At 65.4% G+C, this 25,151-nt stretch carries 21 protein-coding genes; 3 read left to right on the top strand and 18 right to left on the bottom strand.

Annotated elements, in window-relative coordinates; genetic code table 11:
* Window positions 1–39: 39 nt before the first annotated feature.
* From VFZ66_04065 to VFZ66_04025, 9 genes are all read right to left on the bottom strand, one after another.
* Complete coding sequence (locus VFZ66_04065) at window positions 40–1,548, bottom strand: DUF4157 domain-containing protein (GenBank protein HEX6288338.1); 1,509 nt, start codon at window positions 1,546–1,548, stop codon at window positions 40–42.
* Complete coding sequence (locus tag VFZ66_04060; GenBank protein HEX6288337.1) at window positions 1,545–1,877, bottom strand: hypothetical protein; 333 nt, start codon at window positions 1,875–1,877, stop codon at window positions 1,545–1,547. The genes VFZ66_04065 and VFZ66_04060 overlap by 4 nt, the downstream gene beginning before the upstream one ends.
* Window positions 1,874–3,844 carry an ATP-binding protein gene (locus tag VFZ66_04055; GenBank protein HEX6288336.1) on the bottom strand — a complete coding sequence of 657 codons (1,971 nt, stop codon included), beginning with the start codon at window positions 3,842–3,844 and terminating at the stop codon, window positions 1,874–1,876. Before VFZ66_04055 ends, VFZ66_04060 begins: the two co-directional genes overlap by 4 nt.
* Entirely contained in the window at window positions 3,841–5,079 is a 1,239-nt protein-coding gene (locus tag VFZ66_04050) for a DUF4255 domain-containing protein (GenBank protein HEX6288335.1), read from the bottom strand. The genes VFZ66_04055 and VFZ66_04050 overlap by 4 nt, the downstream gene beginning before the upstream one ends.
* Entirely contained in the window at window positions 5,076–6,023 is a 948-nt protein-coding gene (locus tag VFZ66_04045; GenBank protein ID HEX6288334.1) for a hypothetical protein, read from the bottom strand. The genes VFZ66_04050 and VFZ66_04045 overlap by 4 nt, the downstream gene beginning before the upstream one ends.
* A complete protein-coding gene (locus VFZ66_04040) occupies window positions 6,023–6,757 on the bottom strand; it encodes a hypothetical protein (GenBank protein ID HEX6288333.1) in 735 nt (244 codons plus the stop codon). The genes VFZ66_04045 and VFZ66_04040 overlap by 1 nt, the downstream gene beginning before the upstream one ends.
* Window positions 6,758–6,837: 80 nt before the next feature.
* Window positions 6,838–7,365, bottom strand: a complete 528-nt coding sequence (locus VFZ66_04035; protein HEX6288332.1) for a phage tail protein — start codon at window positions 7,363–7,365, stop codon at window positions 6,838–6,840.
* A gap of 107 nt (window positions 7,366–7,472) precedes the next feature.
* Window positions 7,473–9,335, bottom strand: a complete 1,863-nt coding sequence (locus VFZ66_04030; GenBank protein ID HEX6288331.1) for a phage tail sheath C-terminal domain-containing protein — start codon at window positions 9,333–9,335, stop codon at window positions 7,473–7,475.
* A 137-nt stretch (window positions 9,336–9,472) separates the two neighbouring features.
* Entirely contained in the window at window positions 9,473–9,754 is a 282-nt protein-coding gene (locus VFZ66_04025; protein ID HEX6288330.1) for a hypothetical protein, read from the bottom strand.
* 340 nt (window positions 9,755–10,094) lie between these two features.
* On the opposite strand from VFZ66_04025, the gene VFZ66_04020 reads away from it, so the two are divergent.
* Window positions 10,095–11,249 carry a BTAD domain-containing putative transcriptional regulator gene (locus VFZ66_04020; GenBank protein HEX6288329.1) on the top strand — a complete coding sequence of 385 codons (1,155 nt, stop codon included), beginning with the start codon at window positions 10,095–10,097 and terminating at the stop codon, window positions 11,247–11,249.
* 10 nt (window positions 11,250–11,259) lie between these two features.
* Here the strand turns inward: VFZ66_04020 and VFZ66_04015 are convergent, their stop codons facing one another.
* The 5 genes from VFZ66_04015 to VFZ66_03995 form a co-directional block, all read right to left on the bottom strand.
* Window positions 11,260–11,580: a hypothetical protein gene (locus VFZ66_04015; GenBank protein HEX6288328.1), complete on the bottom strand. Its 321-nt coding sequence runs from the start codon at window positions 11,578–11,580 to the stop codon at window positions 11,260–11,262.
* 224 nt (window positions 11,581–11,804) lie between these two features.
* Window positions 11,805–12,128 carry a hypothetical protein gene (locus VFZ66_04010; GenBank protein ID HEX6288327.1) on the bottom strand — a complete coding sequence of 108 codons (324 nt, stop codon included), beginning with the start codon at window positions 12,126–12,128 and terminating at the stop codon, window positions 11,805–11,807.
* Between the two features lie 144 nt (window positions 12,129–12,272).
* Window positions 12,273–13,163 carry a nickel transporter permease gene (gene nikC, locus VFZ66_04005; GenBank protein HEX6288326.1) on the bottom strand — a complete coding sequence of 297 codons (891 nt, stop codon included), beginning with the start codon at window positions 13,161–13,163 and terminating at the stop codon, window positions 12,273–12,275.
* 11 nt (window positions 13,164–13,174) lie between these two features.
* Window positions 13,175–14,182, bottom strand: a complete 1,008-nt coding sequence (locus VFZ66_04000) for an ABC transporter permease (protein HEX6288325.1) — start codon at window positions 14,180–14,182, stop codon at window positions 13,175–13,177.
* An 84-nt stretch (window positions 14,183–14,266) separates the two neighbouring features.
* Window positions 14,267–15,946 (bottom strand): ABC transporter substrate-binding protein, encoded by a 1,680-nt coding sequence (locus tag VFZ66_03995; GenBank protein HEX6288324.1) that lies wholly within the window; start codon window positions 15,944–15,946, stop codon window positions 14,267–14,269.
* A 322-nt stretch (window positions 15,947–16,268) separates the two neighbouring features.
* On the opposite strand from VFZ66_03995, the gene VFZ66_03990 reads away from it, so the two are divergent.
* The gene (locus VFZ66_03990) at window positions 16,269–17,135 is read left to right on the top strand and encodes an LLM class F420-dependent oxidoreductase (GenBank protein ID HEX6288323.1); all 867 of its coding nucleotides are present in this window, start codon (window positions 16,269–16,271) and stop codon (window positions 17,133–17,135) included.
* 93 nt (window positions 17,136–17,228) lie between these two features.
* Here VFZ66_03990 and VFZ66_03985 read toward each other — a convergent pair whose 3' ends face one another.
* Both VFZ66_03985 and VFZ66_03980 read right to left on the bottom strand, forming a co-directional pair.
* Window positions 17,229–18,083, bottom strand: coding sequence for an N-acetylmuramoyl-L-alanine amidase (locus VFZ66_03985; GenBank protein HEX6288322.1), 855 nt, complete (start codon window positions 18,081–18,083; stop codon window positions 17,229–17,231).
* Between the two features lie 224 nt (window positions 18,084–18,307).
* Entirely contained in the window at window positions 18,308–20,554 is a 2,247-nt protein-coding gene (locus VFZ66_03980; protein ID HEX6288321.1) for a hypothetical protein, read from the bottom strand.
* 72 nt (window positions 20,555–20,626) lie between these two features.
* Between VFZ66_03980 and VFZ66_03975 the strand changes: the two genes are divergently transcribed.
* The gene (locus VFZ66_03975; GenBank protein HEX6288320.1) at window positions 20,627–23,281 is read left to right on the top strand and encodes a CHAT domain-containing tetratricopeptide repeat protein; all 2,655 of its coding nucleotides are present in this window, start codon (window positions 20,627–20,629) and stop codon (window positions 23,279–23,281) included.
* Between the two features lie 43 nt (window positions 23,282–23,324).
* On the opposite strand, the gene VFZ66_03970 is transcribed toward VFZ66_03975, so the two are convergent.
* Window positions 23,325–24,008, bottom strand: coding sequence for a hypothetical protein (locus tag VFZ66_03970; protein HEX6288319.1), 684 nt, complete (start codon window positions 24,006–24,008; stop codon window positions 23,325–23,327).
* A gap of 96 nt (window positions 24,009–24,104) precedes the next feature.
* The gene (locus VFZ66_03965) at window positions 24,105–24,890 is read right to left on the bottom strand and encodes an RNA polymerase sigma factor (protein HEX6288318.1); all 786 of its coding nucleotides are present in this window, start codon (window positions 24,888–24,890) and stop codon (window positions 24,105–24,107) included.
* Window positions 24,891–25,151: the final 261 nt, after the last annotated feature.

The raw sequence follows: 25,151 nt of genomic DNA, 5'->3' as shown, positions 1-25,151 counted from the left end.
TCCTCGATTTGTTCTTTGTTCGTTGTTCTCTCGCTCTTCCTACCGTCTTCGTCCGCCCGCGCCGCCTGCTCTGGCGGGCACCTCGCCGCAATCCTTGATGATCTCGCTGGGTGGATGCTGGCCCACATCAGGCAGGCTGGTGCCGCCGATGACCTGGCGGGTGAATGCGCAGCTTGTGTCCAAGCGCGGCGGTATCGAGTGGGGGCGCGGCGTATGCCAGCCTCGGTAGCCGTGCGCACCATCGCGGCTCGTGGTCTTGCCCGCAAGACAGGCGAAGATCGCCCCCCAATTGCCGGGCGCCGCGCCTACCAGCCGGGTAACGTGAGCCTCGGCTGCGCGCTGATTGGGAAAGACTCGTCCGCTCGCCGCCAGCGTGTTCACGGCATCCGCATAGCGCCGCAGCGAGATGTCGAAGGCATACTGAAAATCGGCGCAGTGCTCAAGCTCGCCCTCGCGGATCTTGCGCGCGCCATCGGGCAGGATCGTCCAGCGAATGTCATATCTTCCTGAGCGGCAATCACCGCCCTGGCTGACGAAGATCGCCGTGCCCTCGGTGAACGTTCCCGCCTGGGTAAAGACCGAGGTGATCGGCGGTAATGCGGCGGCGGTCGCGTCGATCCGAACGCCACCACGCGCCCGTGTGGTATGAACCACTGGCGTCGTGACGGTGCCCGCGAGCGTCGTCAGGCCGAAGTCGCCGGTCGAGGTGCCCGGCTGGGTCAGGTATTGAGCGCGTGGAAGTCCCTGTGGATCGCATGGCGGCGGCGGCGCGGGCGGCGGTGTTGGCTGCGGCACCTCGCCCAACACCTGCTCGCGGCAGTAGTCGCTGCTCTCCTGGCCCATGATCCGAATGCACTCGGCTAGCTCGGTGGCCTCGCGGTACGGCAGCGTGCCGCCCTCCCTGGCGCCGGGCTGGCCCTGGTCGGGAGTCTGCCGCCGGAGCACGGCGCTGGCTGCACCAAAGCCGGAGCAACTGATCCGATCGCCGGTCGTAGCTGCGTCATGGGCCTCCCGCTCCAGTGCATCATCCACCGGCCCGATCACCAGATCGTCGTGGCGGGAGCGCGCTGATCCATACGCGGCGCTGGTGCCCTGCTGCACGACATGGGTCAGCTCATGGGCCAGCAGGCGTTGGCCCTGCGTCGTTCTCGGCGCGTACTGCCCCGCTGCAAAGACAATGTCGCGTCCGACGGTATAGGCCAGCGCGCTGACCGCCTGGGCCGACGCGGCAGCCTGGGCGTCGGTGTGGACGCGCACCTGAGCGAAGTCGTGGCCGAAGCGCGGCTCCATGAACGTGCGCGTGGCCGCATCGAGCGGCTGCCCTGAGCCTTGCAGCGCATCATGCACGATCGGCGGCGCGATGGACGGGCCGGACGCAGCCGTAGCCTGTCGCTGCACACCGATCTTGTGGCTGCGGCATTCCTCGCACTCGCCGTCGTGATCGGACGAGCCGCCGCAGGCGCATTTGCGTTGCAGCACGCCCCAGCGCGGCACGCTGAATGATCGCGGCGCGCTACCAGGACGTGTGATTGCCTGCCTGACGCTCATCTGCCCAATCCTCGATAGATTGCCTGCGCGATCTGCGCGCCGATCGCCTCCGGCCCGGCATGCGGCAGCACCTCGAACGCGCCGCCGTCCAGCCGCGCGACCGCTCCCTCCTGGCTCAGGCCCGGCGGCACGCCCTGCTCCGAGAGCAGCCGGGCCAGCTCGCGCTCGACCGTCGCGCCGATCAGGCTGCGCGCGCTGGCTGCCGATCCGTGGTCGAAGCCATGCAGCACCAGTTGATCGATCCGCAGATCGACCGAGGGCGGCGGCGCTGTCGTCACACGCTCCGGCGCTGGATCGCGGCGGTCGATCGTCGGCTGCTGCTCGCTCATACCCACCCCCCGACCTCGGCCTCGGTCAGCGACTTCTCCAGCTTGACGTACTCGGTGCGCGCCGCCCGCAGCAGATGATTCATCCGCACAGGCTCGCCCGCGTCGGCGGCGAGAAACGCCGCGTTGAGCGCGATATTGCGAATGTTGCCGCCCGGAATATTGAGCCGCGCCAGCTTGCGTACATCCAGTTGCTCGGTCGGCGTGGCGGGCGGGAAGATCCGCCGCCAGATCTCGGCGCGCTGTGTCGCGTCGGGAAACGGAAACTGAACGATAAAGCGGATGCGGCGCAGAAATGCGGTGTCGAGGGCGCTCTTCATGTTGGTCGTCAGGATCGCCAGGCCGCGATAGGCCTCCATCCGCTGCAACAGGTAGCTGACCTCGATGTTGGCGTAGCGATCGTGGCTATCTTTGACCTCGCTGCGCTTGCCGAAGAGCGCGTCGGCCTCGTCGAAGAGCAGGATCGCGCCGCCCTCCTCGGCGGCATCGAAGACCCGCCGCAGGTTTTTCTCCGTCTCGCCGATGTACTTGCTGACCACCGACGAGAGATCGATGTGATACAGATCGAGGTGCAGCGCATGGGCCAGCACCTCCGCCGCCAGCGTCTTGCCGGTGCCGCTATCGCCGACGAACAGCGCGCTGATGCCGAGGCCGCGCGAGCACTTCGCGGCAAAGCCCCAGGTGTCGTACACCGTGATGCGCTGCCGCACATGCGCCACGACCTCGTGGAGGATCTGCCGCTGGGTTGTCGGCAGCACCAGATCGTCCCAGGTGGCGGCAGGCTTGATCCGCTGCGCCAGCTCGTCGAGATGGGCGCGCGTCTGGATGCGACAGGCGTTCCAGATCGTGCTGCCGAGGTCGTCTTCCTGCGTGCAGCCTACGGCCTCGGCACTGGCGGCGTAGATCGTGGTGGTGCTGAGATTGAACTGAGCTACGAGCGCCTCGACCTGGCCGTTGACCTGCGGGGCGGCTGATCCCAGCGCGTGGTGCCAGATCGCGCGCTGCTCGTCGGCGCTCGGCTTGCGGATGTCGAGCACCAGCGAAGGCCGCTGCACGATTCGCCGTCGCTCGCGGCTGGCGACCAGCAGCACGCAGTGGGTGCGCTCGATCAGCCGCAGCACCGCAGCCGTGCGGGCGCTATCGCTCATGTCGAGATCGTCACAGTCGAGCAGCAGCGCGCTGCCGCTCAGCGCCGCCTCGCGCTCCCACAGGCAGATCAGCGCATCCAGATCGCCCGCGCCGGTCGGCACGAAGTCGGCGGGCAGCAGATGCAGGCCCAGGCCAAGCGCTCCGCACGCGGCAGCCGCGATCGACCGCTTATCGCTGTTTTCGGTGCCGCAGAGCTGGATCATCGGCAGCGCCGCGCTCCCCGTGGTTTGGGTCCAGGCCGTGACGATCCGCTCAGCCAGCGCGTGATGCGACGGCACCAGCTCCGCTGCCGCGCGCACCGGCTCGACCAATCCCACCAGCCGCTCGTCGAGATGGTTGACGCCCGCCAGGTAATGCAGCGCGCGCTCGTCGATCCGCAGCGGGCTGAGCGTGAGCGCGTTCGCCGTGCCGACATCGATCAACCGCCAGCGGCGCAGCGGCGCGTCCGGCGCGAGCGCGCTCCAGTGGGCATCGGTAAGGCAGGCCAGCGCCAGGCTAAACGTCGGGTAGGCGCGCATCGGGTCGCCCTGCACGGCGGCGCACAGCGGCGCGAACGACGAGTCCAGTTCGATCCCGGCGCACAGCAGCAGCAGCTCGCGCTCAAAGGTCGATAGCCCAAAGGTAGCGCTGAGTGAGTCCAGCGCAGCGGGCGCGGGCAGCCCGTGACGCGCCTCGTCTAGTGCCTGCCGGGCCTGCTCCGCCGCCTCCGGCCTTTCCTCGCCGGGCGCGTGCTGCTCAAGCGTCGCTCGTACGCTCGCCAGCGCTGCCAGCAGGTAGCGCTGATTGGCGGCGGGCCAGTTGTCGATCGCTAGTGTGCTCACGTGATCGTCACCGTTGGTCCTATGAACTGCTTATAGTCGGGCTGCTCTTCGTCCATCTCCTGCTGAAGCTCGCTCTCCGCGCCGTCGACCTGAAGCCGCGCCAGGTAGGTGCCATCGCTCACGCCGTCGGCGTCGAAGACCAGCGGATCGCTCTCGTCGTCGCGCGGACGTGGCGACAGCGTGTACGTCAGCGGCACGTCGGGCGGCGTTACCACCTGATTTAGCACCAGCGCTACCTGCTGGCGCAGCCCGATCGCGGGCGCGGCGTTCACCGTCAGCCGTCGCCCGTCGGCATCGTCGATGAACGAGATGGTGTTGAGCGCTGGCCGCAGGATGAATGCTGCGATATTTGACATAAAGCTGTTGCGCGCCCTTGGCTCGTTGCGTCCCAGCGGCAGCCGATGAATCACCCGCACGGTGTTGACCCCGGCGCGCAGGCCGGTTGGCAGCGCTACGTTCAGGAGGTCGGGCGTGGAGCCTGGCGCGGGCGTCTGCTCAAGCGTGCCGAACTGGACGATCGTATCGTCGTCGAGCAGGCCGCGACCACGCAGCGCGATCGTCGCGCCGGGCGCGAACACGATCATCTGCGGATCGACCGCCTCGATCCGCACCTGGCGTATCGGCTCGACGAAGATCTGGCGCTCGATGACCGGCAGCGTGCTGCGCGGCGTTTCCTCGGCCTCGATCAGCACCACACTGCACTGGTAGGCCACGGAGAGCGCGTACTGCGTCTGGAAGAAGACCGACCAGATCTTGGACAGCTCTTCCAGCGAGAGCGGCAGCGGCGTGAATTTCACCAGCTCGACCTGATCGGCCAGGTTGGAGCGGGCCAGGTAGTGATTCGGATCGAGCGCGACGAAGGAGTCGATCATGTCGCTGATCTGCCTGCGCGTCAGCATCGGGCGGGTATGCAGCAGCCGCACCGCGCTGCCGAGCACGCGCTGCGGCTCAAGATCAGTCTCGTTGCCGTAGAAGCTCAGCAGGTAGTGCAGATCGAGCGCGGCCTGTGGCCGCTGCACCAGCGATCCGCTCGCGCTGCGCGTCGGAAGATCGGCGTTGCGCCAGGCTGGATTTTGCGACACCTGATACAAAAAGATGTTGAGTCCTTTAGCCGGAACATCTTTGTCGGGCCGTACCGTTTTGACGAGCGCGCCCGGCACATCGGCCTGGATCGCGCCCTGGAGCATCTGGCTCAGCGCGCTTGTCACCGTGGCGATGGCAAGAAAATTACTCATCGGCGGCCTCCCTTCTGCGCGCGCAGGTAGTCGTCGAGCGACATCTTCGGCGCGGATGGCGCGCTTGGGCGCGGCGCGGGCGGTGCCGTCGGCGTCACCGCGCGCACGTCGATCCGACCGATCGAGACATGAATATGCTGCGTCGGCGGCGCTGCGGGCTGCTCGCTCGCGCTGAGCGCGGATTGCCCGCCTGTCGTGGCGCGCTCCCGCGTCTCGCGGATGATCGGCGCGACCGTGGGCAATCCCTCCGCACGCTCGCGCTGAGCCGGGCGAATCGTCGTCGGCTGGGCTGGCGGTGCTGGCAGGAGCGTCGTCCGCTCCTGGCGCGGCTGTACGCGCGGCGTGCGATCCTCGGCTGGGCGCGGCCTGGGCGCTTCTGGCGGCTGCGCTGCATCAAGCGGCACGCGCGTGCTCGGCCCGTCGTCGCCTGGTGCGGCACTATCGATCGGCTCGATCCGGTGGATCGCTCGATCGGCTGCGCGCTCGATGGACGCTGCTGGCGATGTGGCGCGAGGCTCTGCCGCCGCAGGCGTGCGCGCGAGCGGTATGTTGAGCGCCTGGGCTGTGCGCTCGGCGGCAGGCTCGACCCCGATGCGATGCCGCTCGTCTGGCCTGAGAGCCGACTCCTGGCTCGTACCGGCGAGCGGCTCGATCGTGGCGGCGCGGGCGCTTTGCTGCGGTCGCGGCGACGAGTGCCGATCGACGGGCGGACTCGACGCGGCAGGCTCGTCGTCGGCTGCCTCGTCGTCGGGCGTCGCGAACACGCCGCGGCGCGGTCGCGGTCGGCGCGGCGCGTGCTGCTCCACGGCAGCCTCGATCTCCGTTTCGATCGCGGCGCTATCGATCGGCGGCGCTCCCGGCGCGAACAGCGACGGCAGCACGGGCTGGATCGTGGGAGCCAGTCCCAGCGCGCGCTCGGCTAAGCGTGTGAGAAAATCGGCCATCAGCTCACCAGCTCCAGATACGATTGCCGCCGCGTGGCGCTCAGCGCCAGAATATCGGCCTCGCGCCAGCCGTAGGCCCGCGCGAGCGTATGGATCTCGCGCAGCAGACGCCTGGCTGTCGCCGCCAGCTCGCTCCACAGAAACGCGCCGATGTCGAAGAGCGCCTGCCAGCGGCTCTGGCAGGCCGGACACGTCAGATCCAGCAGCACCTCGGCCAGCGGATCGTGCTTGGTCATGCGCTCGGCAATGCCGCCGAGGATCGCGGCGGGCAGCTCAGCCGGTACGATTCGCTCGTCGCCCTGGAATGCCCCGACGATGCAGCGGCTCACCAGCAGATGATGCGCCCGCTCCGGCTGCCCACATGAGACGATCGCCGCCAGATCGCGGCTGTTGGGCAGCCGAAACTCGATCGTGAAGTCGTCGCCGCTCCACTGGTAGGTTGCCTCGGCTGTGGCGGGCGGCGCGCTGGCGGAGAGCTGCGCTGCGTTCAACGTAAACTCCAGCCGCTCGGCGCACTGCGGACACTCCGCGTAGCTCTCAAGATCCGGCCCGAAGGTCCGATGCCAGACCTCAAGCAGGCGCGCGTCGCGCTGACCGATGCTGAGCGTCTCAAGCTCGTCCCAGCCGAGGTCGGGAGCCGCAGCCGCCAGGATGGTCAGCGCCCGATCGATCGGATGCTGGCGCAGGCCGATCTCCCAAATCTGGATCAGATCATGTTCCGATAGGTTACGCATACGTGCTTCAAACAAAGAACAAAGAACAGAGAATGTCATATGCCTTTGTTCTTTGTTTGCTTGTTCCGTTGTTCCTCGTCTTAGGCCCCAGGCTCGGTGAAGGTCGGCTCGCTCGGCTCGTTGACCTCGTAGTCGCGCTCCCAGCCTTCGTTTTCGAGCTTGATCGTCTGGATCGCCACGGCGTTGGCGTTGGCGTCGAGATCGGGCATGGCCTGGTACTCCGAAACCCAGCAGCGGAAGACGCGGTAGGAGATCGCAAGCTGTCCGGCCTCGTTATAGACCTCGATGATGATGTCTTTGCGAAAGTCCTTGAGCGAAACCTCGCTGCCGAGGCCGGAGCCGAAGTTCCAGACCTTGTTGGCCCACTTCTCGAACTCGGTGTCATGGGTCACACCGCGCTCAAGCGTGATCGCCTCGTACTCGGTGCGGCCCGGCGACTTGCGGCTGCTGCTCGGATCGCCGCCCTCGCGGTGCTTGACCACCTCGGTGGTGCGCTTCAGCGAGCCGACTTTGCTAATCCCGGCGACGTAGCGCCCGTCCCACTTGACGCGGAACTTGAAGTTCTTGTATGGGTCGAAGCGCTGCGGATTGACGCTAAACTGAGCCATGCTCGTCTCCTTATAGAGCACAAAGAACAACGAAACAGAGAACAACCCCATGAACGCAGCGCAATGGTGCAGATGCCTTGTTCTTTGTTCTTTGCTTGTTCTCCGTCTTAGACCTCGATCTGACCGGCCATCTGCTGGAGCTTGATGATCACGAACTCCGCCGGTTTCAGCGGCGCGAAGCCGACGATAATGTTGACAATACCGAGGTTGATGTCGTTCTGGGTCGTCGTCTCGCTGTCGCACTTGACGAAGTACGCCTCGCGGGGTGTCTTGCCCTGGAACGCGCCCTGGCGAAAGAGATTTTGCAGAAACGCGCCGATGTTCAGCCGGATCTGCGCCCACAGCGGCTCGTCGTTCGGCTCGAAGACCACCCACTGTGTGCCGCGATACAGGCTTTCTTCGAGGAAGAGCGCCAGCCGCCGCACCGGAACGTACTTGTACTCATCCGCAAGCTGGTCAGCGCCGCGCAGCGTGCGCGCGCCCCAGACGACGCGCCCATTGATCGGGAACGATCGCAGGCAGTTGATGCCAACAGGATTAAGCATGCCGTTCTCGGCGTCGTTCAGGTTGACGGTCAGGCCCTGGATGCCGTTCATGGCTGCGTCAAGACCGGCGGGCGCTTTCCAGACGCCGCGCGTTGTATCGGTGCGCGCCATCACGCCCGCGATGATGCCGCAGGGCACGTAGCTGTCGATCTGTCCGTCACGCAGCGGATCGGACTGGAGCACGCGCGGGAAGTAGATCGCGGCGTTGCGCGCGCCCGTGCCGCTCAGGCTCAATCCGCCTAATCCAGCCAGCGCGGTCGCCGCTGCCGTGTCGGGGTTGGCGTCCCAGCCGGTGGGCGGATCGACGATCAGCATTGCGCGCCGCTCGACGCAGTAGGACATCGCCGAACCATAGACCGCGCTGGTCGTATCGCCGTCCATCGTATCGGGCGGGATACAGAGCAGGTTGAAGAGATCGGCTTTTTCCAGGGCGTACAGGCCGCGCTTGTTGGTCCGATCGCCGGTGTAGGCCGTGTCGTTGAGCGACTGGCTATCGGCGGCATTGCCCACGAGGGCCACGCCGGTCGAGTTGGTGTTGGAGAAGGGATCTTCACCTGCCGGAACAACGCCCGCCGGAATGCTGCCCGACGCGGGCGGGGGGCTGGCGGCGGGCCGCGCTCCCGGCAGCGCGCCGAACGCCCGCGCCAGGCTTGACTCCTGACGCAGCACATTGTCGAGCCGCCGCGTCGCGTTGGTCTGCACCGAGACGTTGCGAATAACCTCGGTCTGGCCGGTCGCCATGTCGCGAATCGAGAGGTTGAATAGGTTGGTGTCGGTTGGATCGCGGGTGTTGTAGTCGATGCGGGCGCGCAGGCTGTTGCCCCAGGTTCCCTCGTTGGCCGCCTCAAGGTTGAGGCCGCCGACGGTGAGCTGTGCCCTGGTCAGCGGCGCGGCGCTGCCAACCGCGTTCGCGGCGGCGTCGCGCACACCATTTGCGTCCGCGCCGGCGTCGCGCGCGGCCTCGGCGGCATCCGCGACGGCATCTGCCGCCGCGTTGCGCGGCGGGTTGGCGTTCTCCGCCGCATTTGCCGCGTTGCGCGCGGCGGTCGCCACCGAGGCACCATCCGCCCCGGCCTCGTCCGCAGCGTCGGCGGCGGCAGCGGCGACATCCTGGGCGGCATCCAGCGCGGCGGCGCGGTCGGCGTCCGTGCCGAAGAAGGGCCGGAAGATCCGCACGATGAGCGCCTGACTTCCGCCGTTGAGGTAGAAGTCGCGCACCGCGTAGCTCAGCGGGCTGGTCAGCGACAGACCGCCAAAGACGCGCTCGAAATCGGCGAAGCTGTTGACCTGCACCGGCTGGTTCACGGGGCCGCGCGCGGTGCGCCCAATGAACGCGGTGATCGACGTGGCTACTCCCGTGATCGTTCGTACACCGCTGGGAATCTCCTCGATGTACACACCCGGATACGTTGGCGTGACAGGCATAGCACATGCTCCCTTTTAGATAAGCCGCCAGCGCTGCGCGCGACACGAGCGGGCACATGCCCGCTGGCTGTGCGCGTGCTGCTTCGATCGGCGATTGCGCGCGAATGCGCCTCCTGCTCGGCGGAGGCGCGGGCTGCCTATGCCTGGCCCGGCGGATTGCTGCCCGGCAAGAGCCAGGCACGAATCAGCTCTTCGAGCCGGGCGTTGCTCTGGATCGGCGCCCACTGATCGCTGTCGTGAAGCCGGATCGTGCCGCGTAGGATTCCGCTGCTGTGCTGCCACAGCCGAATAACGAGCGTCACGGGCTTCAGCGGAAGCGCTTCCGGGGTGCCGTCAACATACACGTACCACGTGCCGTCGGCAGCCGTCTGTAATCGCACGACGAGCGTCGTGTAGTCGCCATCGGGTTCCGCGGTCACACGGCACCTTCCTCTCGTAGCGCCATTAGCGAGGCGTGGAACACGAGATGTTACGGATTGTGTGAGTACTCTACCGATCCATACGCTGCTCGTAGATCGAAGCTGCGCCGACTGTAGCACGGCGCGCTCATGCATTCCTCACGCGGCGCTCAACTAATCCTCAATTGAGGCTTGCAATCGAAGAAGAATCGTGCTTAAATCGCATTAAGCTTACATATCCGATCCAGCACGGTTAGATTTCTGAAGCTATCTCGCCGTACTCATGCCAGCTCAGGCATATCCCCCATAAGCCCCACGTTCTGCCTCTGCCGGTTGAGGCCAGCTTCAGGAAGGGTGTACGATGGAACGACACCATGATCAGGAGCGGTTGAGGGATGTGTTGAGTCTGGCAGCGGATCTGCTGCGCCAGGGCGAGCAATGCGCGCGCGTTGGGCTCTCCCAGCAGGCGATCGAGATCTTGAGCCAGGTGTGGACGATCAGCGCGGGCTGCGCGCCCGATGTGGCCGACCGCGCGGCCTGGGGTGCCGGGTGGCTGCTGGCACAGACCGGGCACTACTGTGATGCCGCGCTTTGGTTCGAGCGAGTAGTCGATCCGCCGGGCACGAGCGCGCTGTGGCCCGTCGCTCAGCAGACGCTGGTCCAGATGTGCGGCCTGCTGGCACGGCAGCCGCAGCCGATCGCGACGATCGCCGCGCCCGTGTCCGCCGGGGCATCAGCCGCCGTCGCCGCCCCCTTCGTCGCGCTGCCGCCGCTGACGGTCAGCAGCCTGGGACGGTTCCAGGTGACGCGGGCCGGGGCGGCGCTGCCAACCTGCAAGGCGCGCAAATCGATCGCCATCTTTCGCTACCTGCTGATCCAGCGCCATCGCTCCGCGCACAAGGACGAGCTGATCGAGCTGTTCTGGCCCGATGCGCAGCCCCACGACGCCGCGCATAGCCTGCACGTCGCCATCAGCAGCCTGCGCCGGTATCTCGATCCGCAGGTCGGAAGCTACCTGCTGCTCGACGCGAGCCGCTACTGCATCAACGCCGAAGCGCCGATCGAGGATGATTGCGCGACCTTCTTGAAGCTGAGCGATGCCGGGGAGCAGCGCTGGCGGGCTGGCGATCTTCAGGGCGCGCAGCAGAGCTACACCGGCGCGCTCGATTGCTACCAGGGCGACTACTACCTCGACGATCGCGATCTGCTCTGGGCGGTGGCCGAGCAAGAGCGCCTGCTGACTCGCTACCTGACGACGCTCGATCATCTGGGACGGATCTTGATGACGCAGGGCCAGTTCGAGGCCGCGATCCAGGCCTACCAGCGGCTGCTCGACCGCGATAGCTATCGTGAGGACGCGCACTGCCAGGTGATGCTCTGCTACCAGCAGCTTGGGCGGCGCGGCGAGGCGCTGCGGCAGTACCAGTCCTGCGCGGCGATCCTGGCACACGATCTCGGTCTTGAGCCGATGCCCGAAACCCAGGCGCTCTATCACTGCATCGCCGGGGATGAGTAGCGCGCTACCTCTAGTGCGGCTCGGAGCAATCGACCATCCAGGGCGGCAGATCGCCCTCGACCAGCCTAGTCGCGTCCGCGCGATCGGCGTGGTGGCATGCCAGCCGCTTCGACGGCGCAGGCCCGCCGCGACCGGGTGGTGCCGTGGGTGCCGAAGTCTCGGCCAGCAGCCGCTCCAATTCGGCCCGTAGCGCGTCGAGCTGTCGCCGGTAGCGCAGCGCCTCATGGTGCGCAGCCCGCAGCCGATCCGGCACGTCGCCTGTGCCCTCCGCGCTCGTGCGGCTCAGCAGCGTGCGAATAGCCCCGTAGAAGTCGTAGTGTTGCTCGGACATGATCGATCACCTCATCTGCCGGATCGTCGCGTCAACTGATCATTGTCTGGCTATGCCGCGTGATACGTCGATGGTAGCCGGTAGCAAGTGTAGCGCCTCGCGTGGCAGATGCAAGGACTCCCGGATGCTCGACCGATGCCGAAGCGATGCTCCAAACAAACCACAGGGCAGGAGATTCCTGCCCTGTGTGACGTACCCCAGCTTACATCATTGAGATAGCCGGATTACTGATTCTCATTCTCCCCAGCCGGTTCAATCCCGGTATGCACGAACATGAAGCCTGGAGCTTGATCGTTAACGGTCACGCTGACCGGCCCTTCGTTGCGCAGCATATCGATCAGCGGGAGCATCGCGCTGCGCTTGAAGTAGGCGTTCGCGCCCGCGAGATTCGGATACAGGCTTGGCGCCGGGACAGACGCGCTATCCTCGACAAAGCTAATCTCCGCAAGCTTCCCCGCCTCGCCCCATAGTTGCAGCCGTCCGGGGCCGCCCGCACGGGCATCGAAGGAGTAGTTGTAGCTCCGCACCACGTGTACCTTGAATGCCATAGCGCACCTCCAATCAAGAAAGGCTGGTGGCACAGATGTAAGGGGGCTCGTTCAAGGATACAACCTGGAAGTCGCGCCGGGCGTAAAGGGGTGACCACCTTGTGTGCAATTCTCTCCATGGCTCACCCGACATGCGGATCGTGCTCAGCGCTCCAGACGCGGATCGAGCGCGTCGCGCAGGCCGTCGCCCAGCAGGTTGAAGCCGCCCACCACCAGCAGGATCGCCAGGGCCGGGATCGTCGAGAGCCACCACTGGGTGGTGATATAGTTGCGCCCCTCGCTGATCATCACGCCCCACTCCGGCGTGGGCGGCTGCGCACCAAAGCCGATGAACGACAGCCCGGCGACGGCGGTAATCGCCGCGCCCATGTCGAAGCTCGTCTGCACCAGCAGCGGCGCGAGCGTGTTGGGCAGCAGGTGGCGCAGGATGATGCGCCATTCGGGGACGCCCAGCGTGCGCGCCGCCTGGATGAACTCCTGCTGCTTGAGTGAGAGCACCTGTCCACGGATCAGCCGCGCGTAGACCGGCCAGCTCACGACGCTGATTGCGATCAGCGCGTTCTGCAAGCTCGGCCCTAGCGCGCCCGCGATTGCCATCGCCAGGATCAGCGCGGGAAAGGCAAAGAAGATGTCGGTGAGCCGCATCAGCGCCTCGTCGATCCAGCCTCCGGCGTAGCCCGCCACCAGCCCCAGGAGCGTCCCCAGCCCCCCGGCGAGCGTCACCACGGCCACGCCGACCAGCAGCGAGATCCGCGCGCCATACAGCATGCGGCTCAGCAGATCGCGTCCGAGCTTGTCGGTGCCAAGCAGATGCTCGGCTGAGGGCGGGCGCAGCCCGGCGACGACGTTTTGTGCCAGCGGATCGGCGGGGCTGAGCCAGGGCGCGAGCAGGGCCGCGCCGCCGAAGCAGATCAGCACGACGATCCCGGCGATCACCGCAGGCTGGCGCATGGCCCGCACGAGGTCGCGGCGACGTGTGCTGGCTGGCAGTTCCTCCGCCGAAGCAGGCAGCAGGCGGCTATCGGATACGGTCATGGATCACCTTTTCAACCGGCGCGGATGCGCGGATCGAGCGCGTGGTAGCCGATGTCGACCAGCGTGTTGACGACGGGATAGACGATCGCGGCGATCAGCGTCACGCCCATGACCGCCGGAAAGTCGAGGCTGGTGGCGGATGCCGTGGCGTAGCGGCCCAGGCCCGGCCACGCAAAGATCGTCTCGGTCAGGACCGCGCCGGAGAGCAGGCTGCCGAACGTAATGCCGATCGTCGTCAGCACCGGGATCATGCCGTTTTTGAGCGCGTGCCGCAGCAGCACAACCCGATCGTGAAGGCCCTTGGCGCGCGCCGTGCGAATATAATCCTGGCCGAGCACCTCCAGCATCGACGAGCGCGTCATCCGCAGCAGCACCGCCGTCGAGAAGTAGCCGAGCGTCGCCGCCGGTAAGACCAGATGCTCCAGGCTGTTGCGCAGCAGCGTCCAGTCGCCCGCCAGCAGGCTATCGACGGTGTACATGCCGGTGACGCGCGGCGGCGGCTGCAACAGCGCGTCGAGGCGGCCCGGACCCGGCAGCCAGCGCAGGCGGCTGTAGAAGATCGCTAGCATGACCAGGCCAAGGAAGAAGATCGGCAGCGCGCCGCCGACCAGCGCGAAAACCCGCGCCGCGCCATCCAGCAGCGAGTTGCGGCGGACGGCGGCGAGGATGCCCAGCGCGATCCCCAGGATCAGCGCAACGACCATCGCCGCCAGCGCTAGCTCGATCGTCGCCGGTAGAAAATCGCGCAGGTCCTCCGCGACCGGGCGGCGCGTCCGAATCGAGGTGCCGAGATCGCCCTGGAGCAGCCGCCCAACGTAGCTGAGGTACTGCTCGACCGGCGAGCGATCGAGGCCGTACTGCCGCCGAAACGCCTCGATCTGCTCATCGCGGGCGTTCTGGCCCAGCGCAGCCACGGCGGGATCGACCGGCACGAGCTGCGCCAGCGTGAACGTGATCACCGACACGCCGACAAAGACCAGCAGCAGACCGGCCAGGCGGCGAATAATGTAGCGAAGCATAGGCTTGAGTAGAACAACGGAACAAAGAACAAAGAACAGCGGAGCACGCACGCATGGTTTGTTCTTTGTTCTTTGCTTGCTGTTTCACTCCTTGCTGAGCAGCCAGAACGAAACCGCTGGCGTATCGACCGCATCGTAGACGAAGCCTTTGACATTCTTGCGAACGCCAAAGGGTCGCGTCGGCTGGTAGAGCACGGCGTACGGGCCTTCGTGCAGCACGCGCTCGGTGATCTGCTTGTACAGCTCGGCGCGCCTGGTGCTATCCTGCTCCAGGGCCGCCTGCTGGCTGAGCTTGGCAATGTCGGGGGCTTCCCAGGCGTTGCGCCAGGCGATCGACTTGGCCTCATAGTTGGTGAACGGCGTGACGTTGCCGTCGGGATCGGGGAAGTCCGGCCCCCACAGGATCAGCACCAACTGCCCTTTCTGTGCCCGGTAGATCGTCAGCAGCTCCGATTGCTGGATCGCCTTGATCGTGATCTTCAGCCCGATCTGCTGGAGATCGCTCTGAAGCTTGGCCGCCAGGGTGCTCCACTCGACGCCGCCGGGCGCGTTCGCCGCCGCCGTCACCAGCATCTCGATCTCGGTGCCCTCGGCGACGCCTGCTTTTGCGATCAGCTCTTTCGCCTTGGCGATGTCCTGCTTGAAGGGCTTGCTCGCGGTATGGCCGAACAGACCCGCCGGGATGATCTCCTGCACGACTTCGCCGTTGCCGCTCAGCAGGTTGTTGACGATCTCGTCGTAGTTGATCGCATAGCGGATCGCCTCGCGGATCTCAACCTTGTCAAGCGGCGGCGTTTTGGCGTTCATCCCAAGATAGACCAGCGTCGTCGCGGTCGCCTTGACGATCTGCACGTCGGGATTGTTCTCCAGCGCCTTGATCTGCTCCGGCCCCAGGTCTTGCACGATGTCGGCATCGCCGGTTTCGATCGCCGCCTGAAGGTTGGCGGCCTCGCCCACGTTGCGCATGATCACCCGTTTGATCGCGGGCGCCTGCCGCCAGTAGTTGGGATTGGCGCTCAGCACGTTCTGCGTGCCGCGCTCCCAGCGCTCCAGCACATACGGGCCGCTCCCGGCGGAGTGGTCGTTAAGCCAGGTCGAGCCCATATCGCTGCCGGCGTTCGCCATGATCTCCTGCTTATCGACAATCCCGCCGATCGTAAAGCTCAGGATCGACAGAAAGACCTGCGGGCTGGCGGTCTTGGGCAGCTTGACCTCGACCGTCTGCGGATCGACCGCGCGCATGTTCTCTTTCTTGAGCTGCGCGATGTCGATAAACAAAAAGGCGGGCGACTTGTTCAGGTCCAGCACGCGGCTCCACGAGTAGATCACGTCGTCGGCTGTCACCGGGCGACCGCTGGCAAACTTGGCGCTCTGGTCCAGGCTGAACGTGATCGTCCACATGTCGCCGCTATCCTGGATCTCCCACTCCTTCGCCAGGACCGGCTTGAGGATCGAGTCGCCGGGATCGAAGCTGACCAGCGTCTCGTAGATGTTGCCGACAACCTGAATGCCGCCAAACTCATAGACAACTGCGGGGTCAAGCGAAATCTGATCGGAGAGATCGGCGGCGAAGATCAGCGTCTCCTTCGCGCTGGCGGTCCCGCCTGCTGCGGGCGATTGTCCTGCCGGGCTGGCCGATGGCGGCGCGGATGCCCCGGCGGACGGCTGTGTCGTGGGCTGGGCTGCTGGCGCGCCGCAGGCGGCAAGCAGCAGCAGGCCGATAAAACACAAGAGACGACGGCTAATCGGGCTGGATCGCGGCATAGGTGGCCTCCTTTACCTGGATTCGGTTCCAGACGCGGCTGCGCTCGACATTGGGCGAGCGGTTGCCAGCCTGCTTATACACGATACCACGGCATGAGGATCGTGCGGCTGTGATGATGCTATTCTACCGTACATGCGGCGAATCCTGATATACTGCCGATCGCGCCGCAGGCCGCGCGTGGGTGGCTGCCAGGGAGCACCAGGAACAGAGAACAAGGGAACAAGCGAACAAAGCGAGTTCAACGTTCAACGTTCAACGTTCGATGAACTCGCAACTTGAAACCTGGAACTCGAAACTTGGAACTCGAAGCGAGGAGAGCATATGCGAATCGGGGTGGTCTTTCCGCAAACTGAGATCGGTACGGATGCCGTGGCTATTCGGGATTATGCGCAGGCGGTCGAGGATCTCGGCTATCGCCATCTGCTGGTGTACGATCATGTGCTGGGCGCGTCGACCGCCACTCGCGTGGACTGGCGCGGGCCGTATACCAGCGAGACGCCGTTTCACGAGCCGTTTGTGCTCTTCGGCTACATTGCCGGGCTGACCACTCGGATCGAGCTGGTGACGGGCGTGATCATTCTGCCGCAGCGCCAGACCGCGCTGGTCGCCAAGCAGGCGGCGGAGGTCGATCTGCTCAGCGGCGGGCGGCTGCGGCTCGGCGTCGGCATCGGCTGGAATGCCGTGGAGTATGAGGGCCTCAACGAGGACTTCGGGAATCGCGGCGCGCGCAGCGAGGAGCAGATTGCCGTGCTGCGGAGGCTCTGGACCGAGCCGGTGGTGACGTTCCAGGGGCGCTGGCATCGGATCGACGCCGCCGGGATCAACCCGCTGCCGCTCCAGCGTCCGATCCCGATCTGGATCGGCGGCGGCGCCGACAGGGTGCTTGAGCGGACGGCGCGCATCGCCGACGGCTGGTTTCCGCAGCTCCCACCCGATGATCGGGCGCGCGCGGCGCTGGAGCGGCTGCGGGCATACACCGAGGCGGCTGGCCGCGCGCCGGATGCGGTGGGCGTCGAGGCGCGCATGAGCATCGGCCAGGTGCCGGAGAGCGGCTGGGAGCGCTATGTCGAGGCGTGGCGTGAGCTAGGCGCGACGCATCTCAGCGTCAACACGATGAGCGCGGGGCTGCGCTCGCCACAGGAGCACATCGACACGCTCAGGCGAGTCGCGGCGGTGCTTGGCGTGTAGCTGGCAGGCAGCGCGGGCGGTGGGGCGATCGGGGTGTCTTCCGCCCCGATCGCGCGCCCGGTGCGCTGGCTGGTCTTGCGGCTGAGGGGTGTGCTATGCCGCTTTTTCCAGGAGCGCCATGCTGATGAAGCCAATATGATCGGCGCGATGGACCCACAGCGGATTGCCGTTGACCGGCTCGCCCTCCACGACCTCATCCCCGGCGAAGACCTGATCCCGGTGCATCAGCGCCTCGCCTTGCAGCGCGATCCGGAATCGCGTACCCGGTCCCTCGCGGGTGCGGGCCGTATCAACGGCGACGCGATACCAGCGCAGCTCCTGGTGCAGGGGCCGATCATGGAATTGCGCGATAGCCTCGGCCATGGCGCGCCCGGCCCTGGCTGCGAAATCGGGACGCTGCATCACGCGCAGATCGGCTGGCGAACTATACGCGCCCACCTCAACGATCAGCCGATGGCAATGCACCTGCAAGCGCCGCGTGACCTCGAAGATGCCCAGCCGGGCGTTGTGCTTGGTCCAGACATGCGTCTGACGCTCCGACAGCACGCCGCTGCCGCGCAGCGGAATCGTGGTTTCGTCGCGGAGTGCTCGCACGATCATCGGGCCGAGCCTGTCGCGGACGATCACATCGGTATCGCCGTCGGCGGCGGGATAGATCGCGAAGCAGCCGCGACCGAGATCGCCGCTTCCGTTGCTCTCGGCGTGGACCTCAAGGAAGATATCGGCGCGCCAGCCCTGGTCGGCCCACTGCACGACTTGCTTGGCGACCTCGCGCAGGCCCCCCGGAAAGGTGCCTACGCCGTCGTCGGGCGTCACCACCCGCACATCGAAGCCGTGATCACGGCAGCTTTCCGCCAGCTCGTGGGTGATCGGCCCGACCAATTCCATCTCAATTGGGTTGCCGCCGGTCTGATTCCGGTGTCCGGCGCTCAGTGCGATCCTTGGCATGTGCTCACCTCAACCAATGCTCGGTCGGCGGCCTCTCGCTCCTTCAGCGCCGACCAACGATCATCGAGTGTCTCACTCTCTTCCAGCCTCACGATCAGCCCGATCATTGAGCGATGCGCTGCTCGTCTTTGGTTAAAGGCAGCGCGCATCGCGAATCTTGCACTTGCTCGTGAGTCGTGCATGGCCTGGTGTGTTGACGAGCGTGCTATGCTGATGCGTACGTTCTACGAAACCTGCACAGGTGTCGATGAATCTCGTTGCTGGACGGTTGGCGAACGTTCCTGGTCCGTACTGTGTGCTGACGTACTGGCATAGCTTGCACCATTGCGTGGCGTCCAGAAGAGTCGGAAGCGCTCAATGCGTGTCGTGGCGTCTTGAGCGATCAGCTGTGGAGCCGTGTCTTTGTTCAAAGGCATCGCCGCGAAGGAAGCGCCCGGCGGCAGATACGATGGCATTGGAACCCAGGTGGTCCCGTCGAGCCGATGGATCAGCAGGTCGCCGCCATCACGCAGCGCATGGGTGTCGTAGTACATGATCAGCGTCGGCGTGAGATGGGTTGGCAGCGCCTCATTGCTGGCAATACTGAACGTGTAGCTGCGCTCTTTCGTTGCCGCGTCGTCCGCCGCGTCTGCTATATCGTGGATCAGCGTGGTGACGACCCGAACATTGCCGTAGCGCTGACTCGCATCGTCGTTCTTGAAAAAGAGCATCACGTTGCCCTCGGATGAGCCGGCGGTGATCGGGCTGCCCTGCGATGCCACGTGGGTGGCCGGGCCGCCGCCTTGCGAAAACGTATAGATCGCAAGCTTCCCGTCCTTCTCATCGTTCCAGCGCAGATAAAGATGACCATCCAGCGATGCGACGGTGCAAGGCTCGCTCTGCCACTCGGTTTGGTCGCTGGTCGGGCTAATGTCAAAGCGCGGATCGTCGAGCTGCTGGCCGAGGGGAAACAGCCAGACGGTATCGGGAAGGGGTTGCCCGGCGATGTGAATCTGAACCTCCGCCGTCTGATCATTCGGGTCTGCCATGCGCATGGGCTGCATATCAACCAGGGGTAGATCCTGAGGCGTGACCGGATCGGCATGCCATGTCACAAGGGCGTACTGCTCGTCTTGATCGAGCATAGGTAGCCCATTGCTGGCATCAGGACGCTGTGTGCCGGTGATCTCGCCTGTGAGCACAATCGGGCGCTCATCCGAGCCTTTCCCGATCAGCACGACGTAGTCGCCGCGCTTGGCATTGAGCAGCCGGAAGCCATCGCCCACCGAGCGGGCATCGAGGGTTCCCTGGGCGACAACCTGCGTTGGTGTGTCTAAGGAGCCTTTTACGACGTACACCCAGCAGTGCTCGGCCATGACGTTGATCGGCACAGTCATGACGAGCTCGCCGTCGGCGTCGAGCAGCATCTGCTGTGCAGCTTGGCTCGCGTACTCCGATGCGGGGGGAAGTGCTCCATTGGTTTTTAACGCCACGGCGTCGTTGTCGATGAGGATCGGAAAGCTCGGTAGCCCGATTGGTAGGCGGTGCGGCCCTACCAGTCGAGGCGGCTGCGGGTCGACACGTGGATACTGGCGCTGGATCTCCGCCCAGATATGCTGTCGGTGCTCTGCGCTGTTCCCTTTGGTCTGGGGCACGAGCTCGCTGGTGCCTTCCAATGATCCCATGATCGACTCGGTGGCGAGACTGATGCTTGGAATGATCAACGTATGTGGCGCGCGCGTGATCACATAGCCGGATTGCTGTCCAACGGGAGGATTATGTGGAATGATCACCTCGTGCTTTTCAAGATACTCGTCACGCAAGCCCAGGGCATAGTGTGCCCACTCATGGACCAGCGCGCGGTAGCCCTCCGGCTCATCCCACGGGATCGAAACCCGGCGATTCTTGTGCCAGATGCCGCGTCCTACACGGATCGGAGTGTATTTCGTCGGCTCGTTAAGACCATTGACCCAACTGCGCGGATGGAAGCGATTGGAGGCCATGATTTGAATGTCGGCGCACTCCATCAGCTCCATCCCGCCGATCACCACCTGGCCGAAGGCCATGTAGCCATCGGTGACATCGTACAGAAAGTCTGATGCATTCTGAAACGCTGCCCTGAGCTGGCGCAGGTAGCGTTTGGTCGGCTGCCACTCCAGCGCGACGATGACGTTGAAGAAGTAGATATGCTTCTGGAACAGCGGCTCATCGCTCTCTGTCGTCCGCAGCGAGTCGTCTACGTCATACTCGGCATAGCGGGCGACAAGCGGGATCGTGAAGTTGTTATAGCCTTTGGTGGGCGTTTTAGCCTTCAGCTTCGGCTTATTTTGCCGTTTGTGTCGTTCCTTGAAGATCTGGTTCTTAAGCTCAACGCTGTGATCATCCGAGGCAGTTCCAGTCTCTCGATCTCGGCGATGGATTGCTCCGGGATTGATCTTGAAACGAATGGTCGTTTGAGGCTCGCTGATCTGTTGATAACCGGTACCCATCATCTTCCTCCCGTCACTCAAGGTTCGCCGCCGGATTTGGAGCTTGTAGCCGCATGGACGAGAAAGGTGCTCGCTGTGATCGACGACCAGATCCCCTCCGATCTGCTGCTGCCTGTATGGTGCGCGCTGCTGCGCTGGTTCGATCCTCCTCTGCTCCACGCGCTGGCTCAGCCAAGCCCCGCTGACCTGTCTGCGCTGCTGGTGAGCGATACGGTGGTGCCCGCCACGCGGCCCGCTGGAGCCTACTGCCTCTGCGAGGCGGCGCGGGTGCGCACACTTGCCCGTCTGCGTGCTACGTCGCCGCTGGCCGAGCTGTCACTTCATACGCGGGCCTTTCATTTCTTTTTGGGCCGCATGGAGCAGCCGCCTTCGGATCGCCGCGCGCTCGACGAGGAGTGCTGCCTGTACCACCTGGGCGCGCTCCGCGACCTGCTGATCGAGCGCATGGACTGGCGGACGATCACGACGTATGTTGCCGCCGTCCGCGCCGTGACGCCGCAGGAGCCGCGAACGCTGCGCTGGCTGGACTTTTACGACGCCTATGCGGCGATTCGTACTCAGGACTACGATCGCGGCGAGCCGATCTTGCTCGATCTGGCCCTCCAGCCGGAGCTTGATCCCGCACTGCGGGTGCGCGTGCTCCATGCCCTCGGCCATACCCACTGGTTCCAAAGCCGCTACGATCGCGCTCTGGCGCTGTATCGGCAGGCGCACCTGCTGGCGCGTGAGAACGGCGATCTGTTCCACCAGGGCTACACGCTGCTGAACATGGGCATGATCTACAACGATCTCGAACAGCACGACCAGGCCTTGGATCTGAGCAGCCAGAGCCTCAGCCTTTTTCGTGAGCTGGGCAATCCCTATCGCGAGGCCCACGCGCTCTACGAGATCGGCAACAACGCCATGTACCTTGGCCGCTGGCAGATGGCCCAGGAGTATGTGCAGGAGGCCATCGCGCTGTACGCGGCGCTGGACATGCCGCCCCGGCTGCGGATGTCGTACTGGATGCAGGGGTTTTTGTACCACCTGCTGGGCGATGAGCAGCAGAGCGAGGCCGCCTATCTGCGCGCGCTGACGCTGGCAGAGACGGCAGAGCACGGCGATCCGCGTATCCTCATGGATACCTGCGTCTACCTTGGTCTGCTCTATCAGACCCAGGGACGCTGGGCCGAGGCGCTGGCTGCCTACCAGCAGGCCAGCAGTTGGGCCACGCTGCTGCGCAACTGGCACACGCTGAGCCTGATCCACTACCGGCGCGGCAACGTGTACTCCCGTCAGGGCGATCCCGAAGCGGCGCTCGATGCCTACCGCGACGCGATCGAGGTGATCGAACAACTGCGCGGCGATACCGAGGACGAGACGGTCAAGATCGGTATCCTGGGCACCACGCAGCAGGTCTACGAGGCGATGGTCCTCCTTTGTCTGGCCTGCGACCGCCGCGCCGAGGCGTTTGCGTATGTCGAGCGCGCCCGCTCGCGCGCGTTTCTCGACACGCTGACGCGGAAATCGCCGGAGCTGTACGACGCCGTCGATCAGCCGATCGTGACGCTGGCCGAGATCCAGCGGCACCTGCCCGCCAGCGCGCTGCTGATCGAATACTTCACGACTGGCGTGATCCCGCGCGGCGAGCATCTGCTGAACAAGCTGCCTGCCGCAAACGTCCATCTCCGCGAGCATCTCACGCTACCGCCACAGGTGATCATCTTTGCAATCGCTCACGACCGGCTCGACGTGCAGTTTGCGGCGCTCGATCCGAATACGCTGCGTCCGCTGCCCAACGATCCGGGGCCGGGCCGTCGCCTGCTGCGTGGCCGCATGCTGCCGCTGCTCTATGAGCGGCTGATCGAGCCGGTCGCGCCGCTGATGCAGGGCCGCGATCTGCTCTATCTGATCCCGCATGGCCCGCTGCACTATGTTCCATTCCAGGCGCTGCGCTCAGCTTCGGGCAGCTACCTGCTGGACGAGGGCGGCCCGATGCTCGCGCGCGCGCCCAGCGCGACCGTGCTGCTGCGCAATTGTCTTTCGCGGCGTCGCAGCCGGGCCGAGCACCTGATCGCGCTGGGCTACAACGACACAGGCGATGCCGAGCTCCGCCATGCCGAGGCCGAGGCGCGCATGGTGGCGCATCTGATGGGCGGCGAGGCGTGGGCCGGGCCGCTGCCCAAGAGCCGCGCGCTGCTCACGCTGGGACCGCAGATCCGCTGGCTGCACTTCGCCGGTCATGCCGTCTTCAAGCCGCGCGATCCGCTTGCCTCTGAGCTGCGGCTTGGCCCCGACGATGCGCTCGACGCTCGAACGATCATCGGCGAGCTGGAGCTGGGCGCCGACCTGGTGACGCTGAGCGCGTGTACCAGCGGCCTGAGCCAGGTCGTCTCCGGCGACGAGCTGCTCGGCTTGCAGCGCGCGTTTCTCTACGCCGGCGTGCCGTCGGTGGTGTGTACGCTCTGGGAGGCCGAAGATCTGGTGACACGCTTTGTGATGGAGCGCTTCTACACCGACGTGCGACATGGTCGTCCGGTCGCGGCTGCGCTGCGCGATGCCCAGGTCTTTGTGCGCGAGCTTACCGGACGCGCTGCGGCGGCGATTGTGGAGCGCTGGCGTGCCGAGCCGACCGCCGACGACGTGACGCTGGATCAGGTGTTGCTGCTGCTTGCCGAGCAGCCCGACGCGCAGCTCTTCGCCGATCCGATGTACTGGGCACCCTTTATGCTGATCGGTCGTCCCTACTGATCCGTGGCCGCCGTCCTCTCCGCAGGCCCGCGCCGTCACGCGATCATGCGTCGGCGTCGGGCGTGATCTCGATCGTCAGATCCGGCAGCGCGGTCAGCGGCACCGCCTCGAAGGCGACGTAGCCGGCCTCGTCGGTAAGTCCCTGCCAGATCGCACCGCCCGCCCGCAGGACGACAAAGCTGGGCGCCTGATCGAGCGGCCCGCGATCCAGCGCTTCGACGTTGACCCGTACGAATCCGAAGCCAAGCGCCGCGTCGTCCGCCAGCACATCGACGCTCACCGCCAGATCCGGCAGCGGTCGTGGCTCAAGCGCATACGAGTACAGCAGTTGCCCGCGCGCAGCGCCGACCAGCGATGGCGGACGCAGCGAGTCGAGCAGCGCCTGGGAGAAGCCGATGATCAGCCGTCCAAGCTCGTCGAAGCGCCAGGGCGGCGTGCGTGCGGCCTGGACAGCGCGCGATGGGAGGAAGGAAAGATCGGGCTGCGGATACGCGGGCGCGGGCTCCAGTCCGCCAGTGTAGGTCGCAAGGATCACCTCCCGTAGCTCGTCAAGCTCTGCGCGACAGGTTTCACAGCCGCCTACATGCGCCGCGACATCGGGATAGGCCCTCTGGGGCTGTTGTCCGAGCGCTTCGGCTGTCACGTAGGCCGGGAGTCGCTCGCGTACATGATCGCACGTCGATTGGTGTCTCCCCGCGCCGTGAGCGTTGATGTCGCGGTTGCTCATCGCGTCACTTCCTTGTTGCAGGATAAAGGCAGACGATCGCTGCCGATCTTACACTTTTTTGAGATTATAGCGCGGATGTGTCGATCGGCTCGACCGCTAGCTATCGTCCGGCAAGATGCCAAGCTCCACGGCCAGCGCCCGCCAGCCGTGGTCGGCCTGGAGCCGTTTGATCGCTCGCGAGCGCAGCACATACACGCTGTTGACCGGCACGCCCAGATGCTGGCTGATCGTCTGGTCGTCCAGGCCGTCGAGGTACTTGAGCTGGAGCGCGGCGATCTGCTGACTGGCGCGAGGATGCGCTTGCAGAAACGTCCCCACCACCTGCCTGAAGCGGTCGCGCAGCTCTTCGACAATCAGCGCGGCGCTCAGCTCCGGCTGCCGCTGATCGGGCAGATACGCGCCCAGCGGCTCGTAGCCGTTGCCGACGGGCGCTTCCAGCGATTGCGGGCGCTGCTGCTCCTGGCGCTGGATCGAGCGCGCGGCGTCGCGCAGTTGTTGGTAGGCAAAGGCCAGGAACGTGCCGGGCTCGTGGCAGCGCGGGAACGCCAGAAAGACGCGCTCGATCGCAAGCTGCGCGACCTCGGCACAGTCGTTGGTGTATCGCCGCGCGCTGTCGTACAGGTAGTGGAACAGCTCGGTATAGCCCTGGTTCTGCCGCTCGGCTCCTTCCGCGCCGGAGCACGCCGCGTAGAGCGCTTTGCAGTAGATATGCGTCGCGGCACGCCGAGGATCGCTGGTGCCGTCGGCGGCGACGAACGCGACCGTCCGCCGCACAAACTCCGCCTCGTCGAGCAGTTGCCAGCCGTATCGTGCCCGCAGCATGCCGACCGCAGCTCGGCATTGCTGTTCAAGCACATCAAGATCCCGTTCCGTCTGTAGCATCAGTCTGTTCCTGATCGCGTGAGCGCTGGTGACATCATGGTGGTGAAGCGGTAGCCGCATCGGGCGAGGGAGTGAGGGGAGTGATGGGGCACTTGCTGTTCAGTATATGCTACGCTCGGTAAGAAATCAACCAGACGATCCGCCTGTTTGTCGTCTTCGTCGTATAGTGCTTAATGCAGAATCGGGGATCTTTTTTTGGGGAGTCTGCCAAACCCTGGCTCTATGGTTCAAGTCCACGGTCAGGGGGCGGGATCGACGATC

The sequence above is a fragment of the Herpetosiphonaceae bacterium genome, assembly GCA_036374795.1.
Lineage (GTDB): Bacteria > Chloroflexota > Chloroflexia > Chloroflexales > Kallotenuaceae > LB3-1.
The sequence above is the reverse complement of the archived record's forward strand: the minus strand, read 5'-3'. Positions and strand labels throughout refer to the sequence as shown.

Coding starts and splice junctions, on each gene's coding strand:
- VFZ66_03980 (HEX6288321.1), bottom strand. CDS start 20,554: ATGATGGGTACCGGTTATCAACAGATCAGCGAGCCTCAAACGACCATT.
- VFZ66_04060 (HEX6288337.1), bottom strand. CDS start 1,877: ATGAGCGAGCAGCAGCCGACGATCGACCGCCGCGATCCAGCGCCGGAG.
- VFZ66_04050 (HEX6288335.1), bottom strand. CDS start 5,079: ATGAGTAATTTTCTTGCCATCGCCACGGTGACAAGCGCGCTGAGCCAG.
- VFZ66_04035 (HEX6288332.1), bottom strand. CDS start 7,365: ATGGCTCAGTTTAGCGTCAATCCGCAGCGCTTCGACCCATACAAGAAC.
- VFZ66_04065 (HEX6288338.1), bottom strand. CDS start 1,548: ATGAGCGTCAGGCAGGCAATCACACGTCCTGGTAGCGCGCCGCGATCA.
- VFZ66_03995 (HEX6288324.1), bottom strand. CDS start 15,946: ATGCCGCGATCCAGCCCGATTAGCCGTCGTCTCTTGTGTTTTATCGGC.
- VFZ66_04030 (HEX6288331.1), bottom strand. CDS start 9,335: ATGCCTGTCACGCCAACGTATCCGGGTGTGTACATCGAGGAGATTCCC.
- VFZ66_04010 (HEX6288327.1), bottom strand. CDS start 12,128: ATGGCATTCAAGGTACACGTGGTGCGGAGCTACAACTACTCCTTCGAT.
- VFZ66_04045 (HEX6288334.1), bottom strand. CDS start 6,023: ATGGCCGATTTTCTCACACGCTTAGCCGAGCGCGCGCTGGGACTGGCT.
- VFZ66_03985 (HEX6288322.1), bottom strand. CDS start 18,083: ATGCCAAGGATCGCACTGAGCGCCGGACACCGGAATCAGACCGGCGGC.
- nikC (HEX6288326.1), bottom strand. CDS start 13,163: ATGACCGTATCCGATAGCCGCCTGCTGCCTGCTTCGGCGGAGGAACTG.
- VFZ66_04015 (HEX6288328.1), bottom strand. CDS start 11,580: ATGTCCGAGCAACACTACGACTTCTACGGGGCTATTCGCACGCTGCTG.
- VFZ66_03990 (HEX6288323.1), top strand. CDS start 16,269: ATGCGAATCGGGGTGGTCTTTCCGCAAACTGAGATCGGTACGGATGCC.
- VFZ66_04000 (HEX6288325.1), bottom strand. CDS start 14,182: ATGCTTCGCTACATTATTCGCCGCCTGGCCGGTCTGCTGCTGGTCTTT.
- VFZ66_04020 (HEX6288329.1), top strand. CDS start 10,095: ATGGAACGACACCATGATCAGGAGCGGTTGAGGGATGTGTTGAGTCTG.
- VFZ66_03965 (HEX6288318.1), bottom strand. CDS start 24,890: ATGCTACAGACGGAACGGGATCTTGATGTGCTTGAACAGCAATGCCGA.
- VFZ66_04040 (HEX6288333.1), bottom strand. CDS start 6,757: ATGCGTAACCTATCGGAACATGATCTGATCCAGATTTGGGAGATCGGC.
- VFZ66_03970 (HEX6288319.1), bottom strand. CDS start 24,008: ATGAGCAACCGCGACATCAACGCTCACGGCGCGGGGAGACACCAATCG.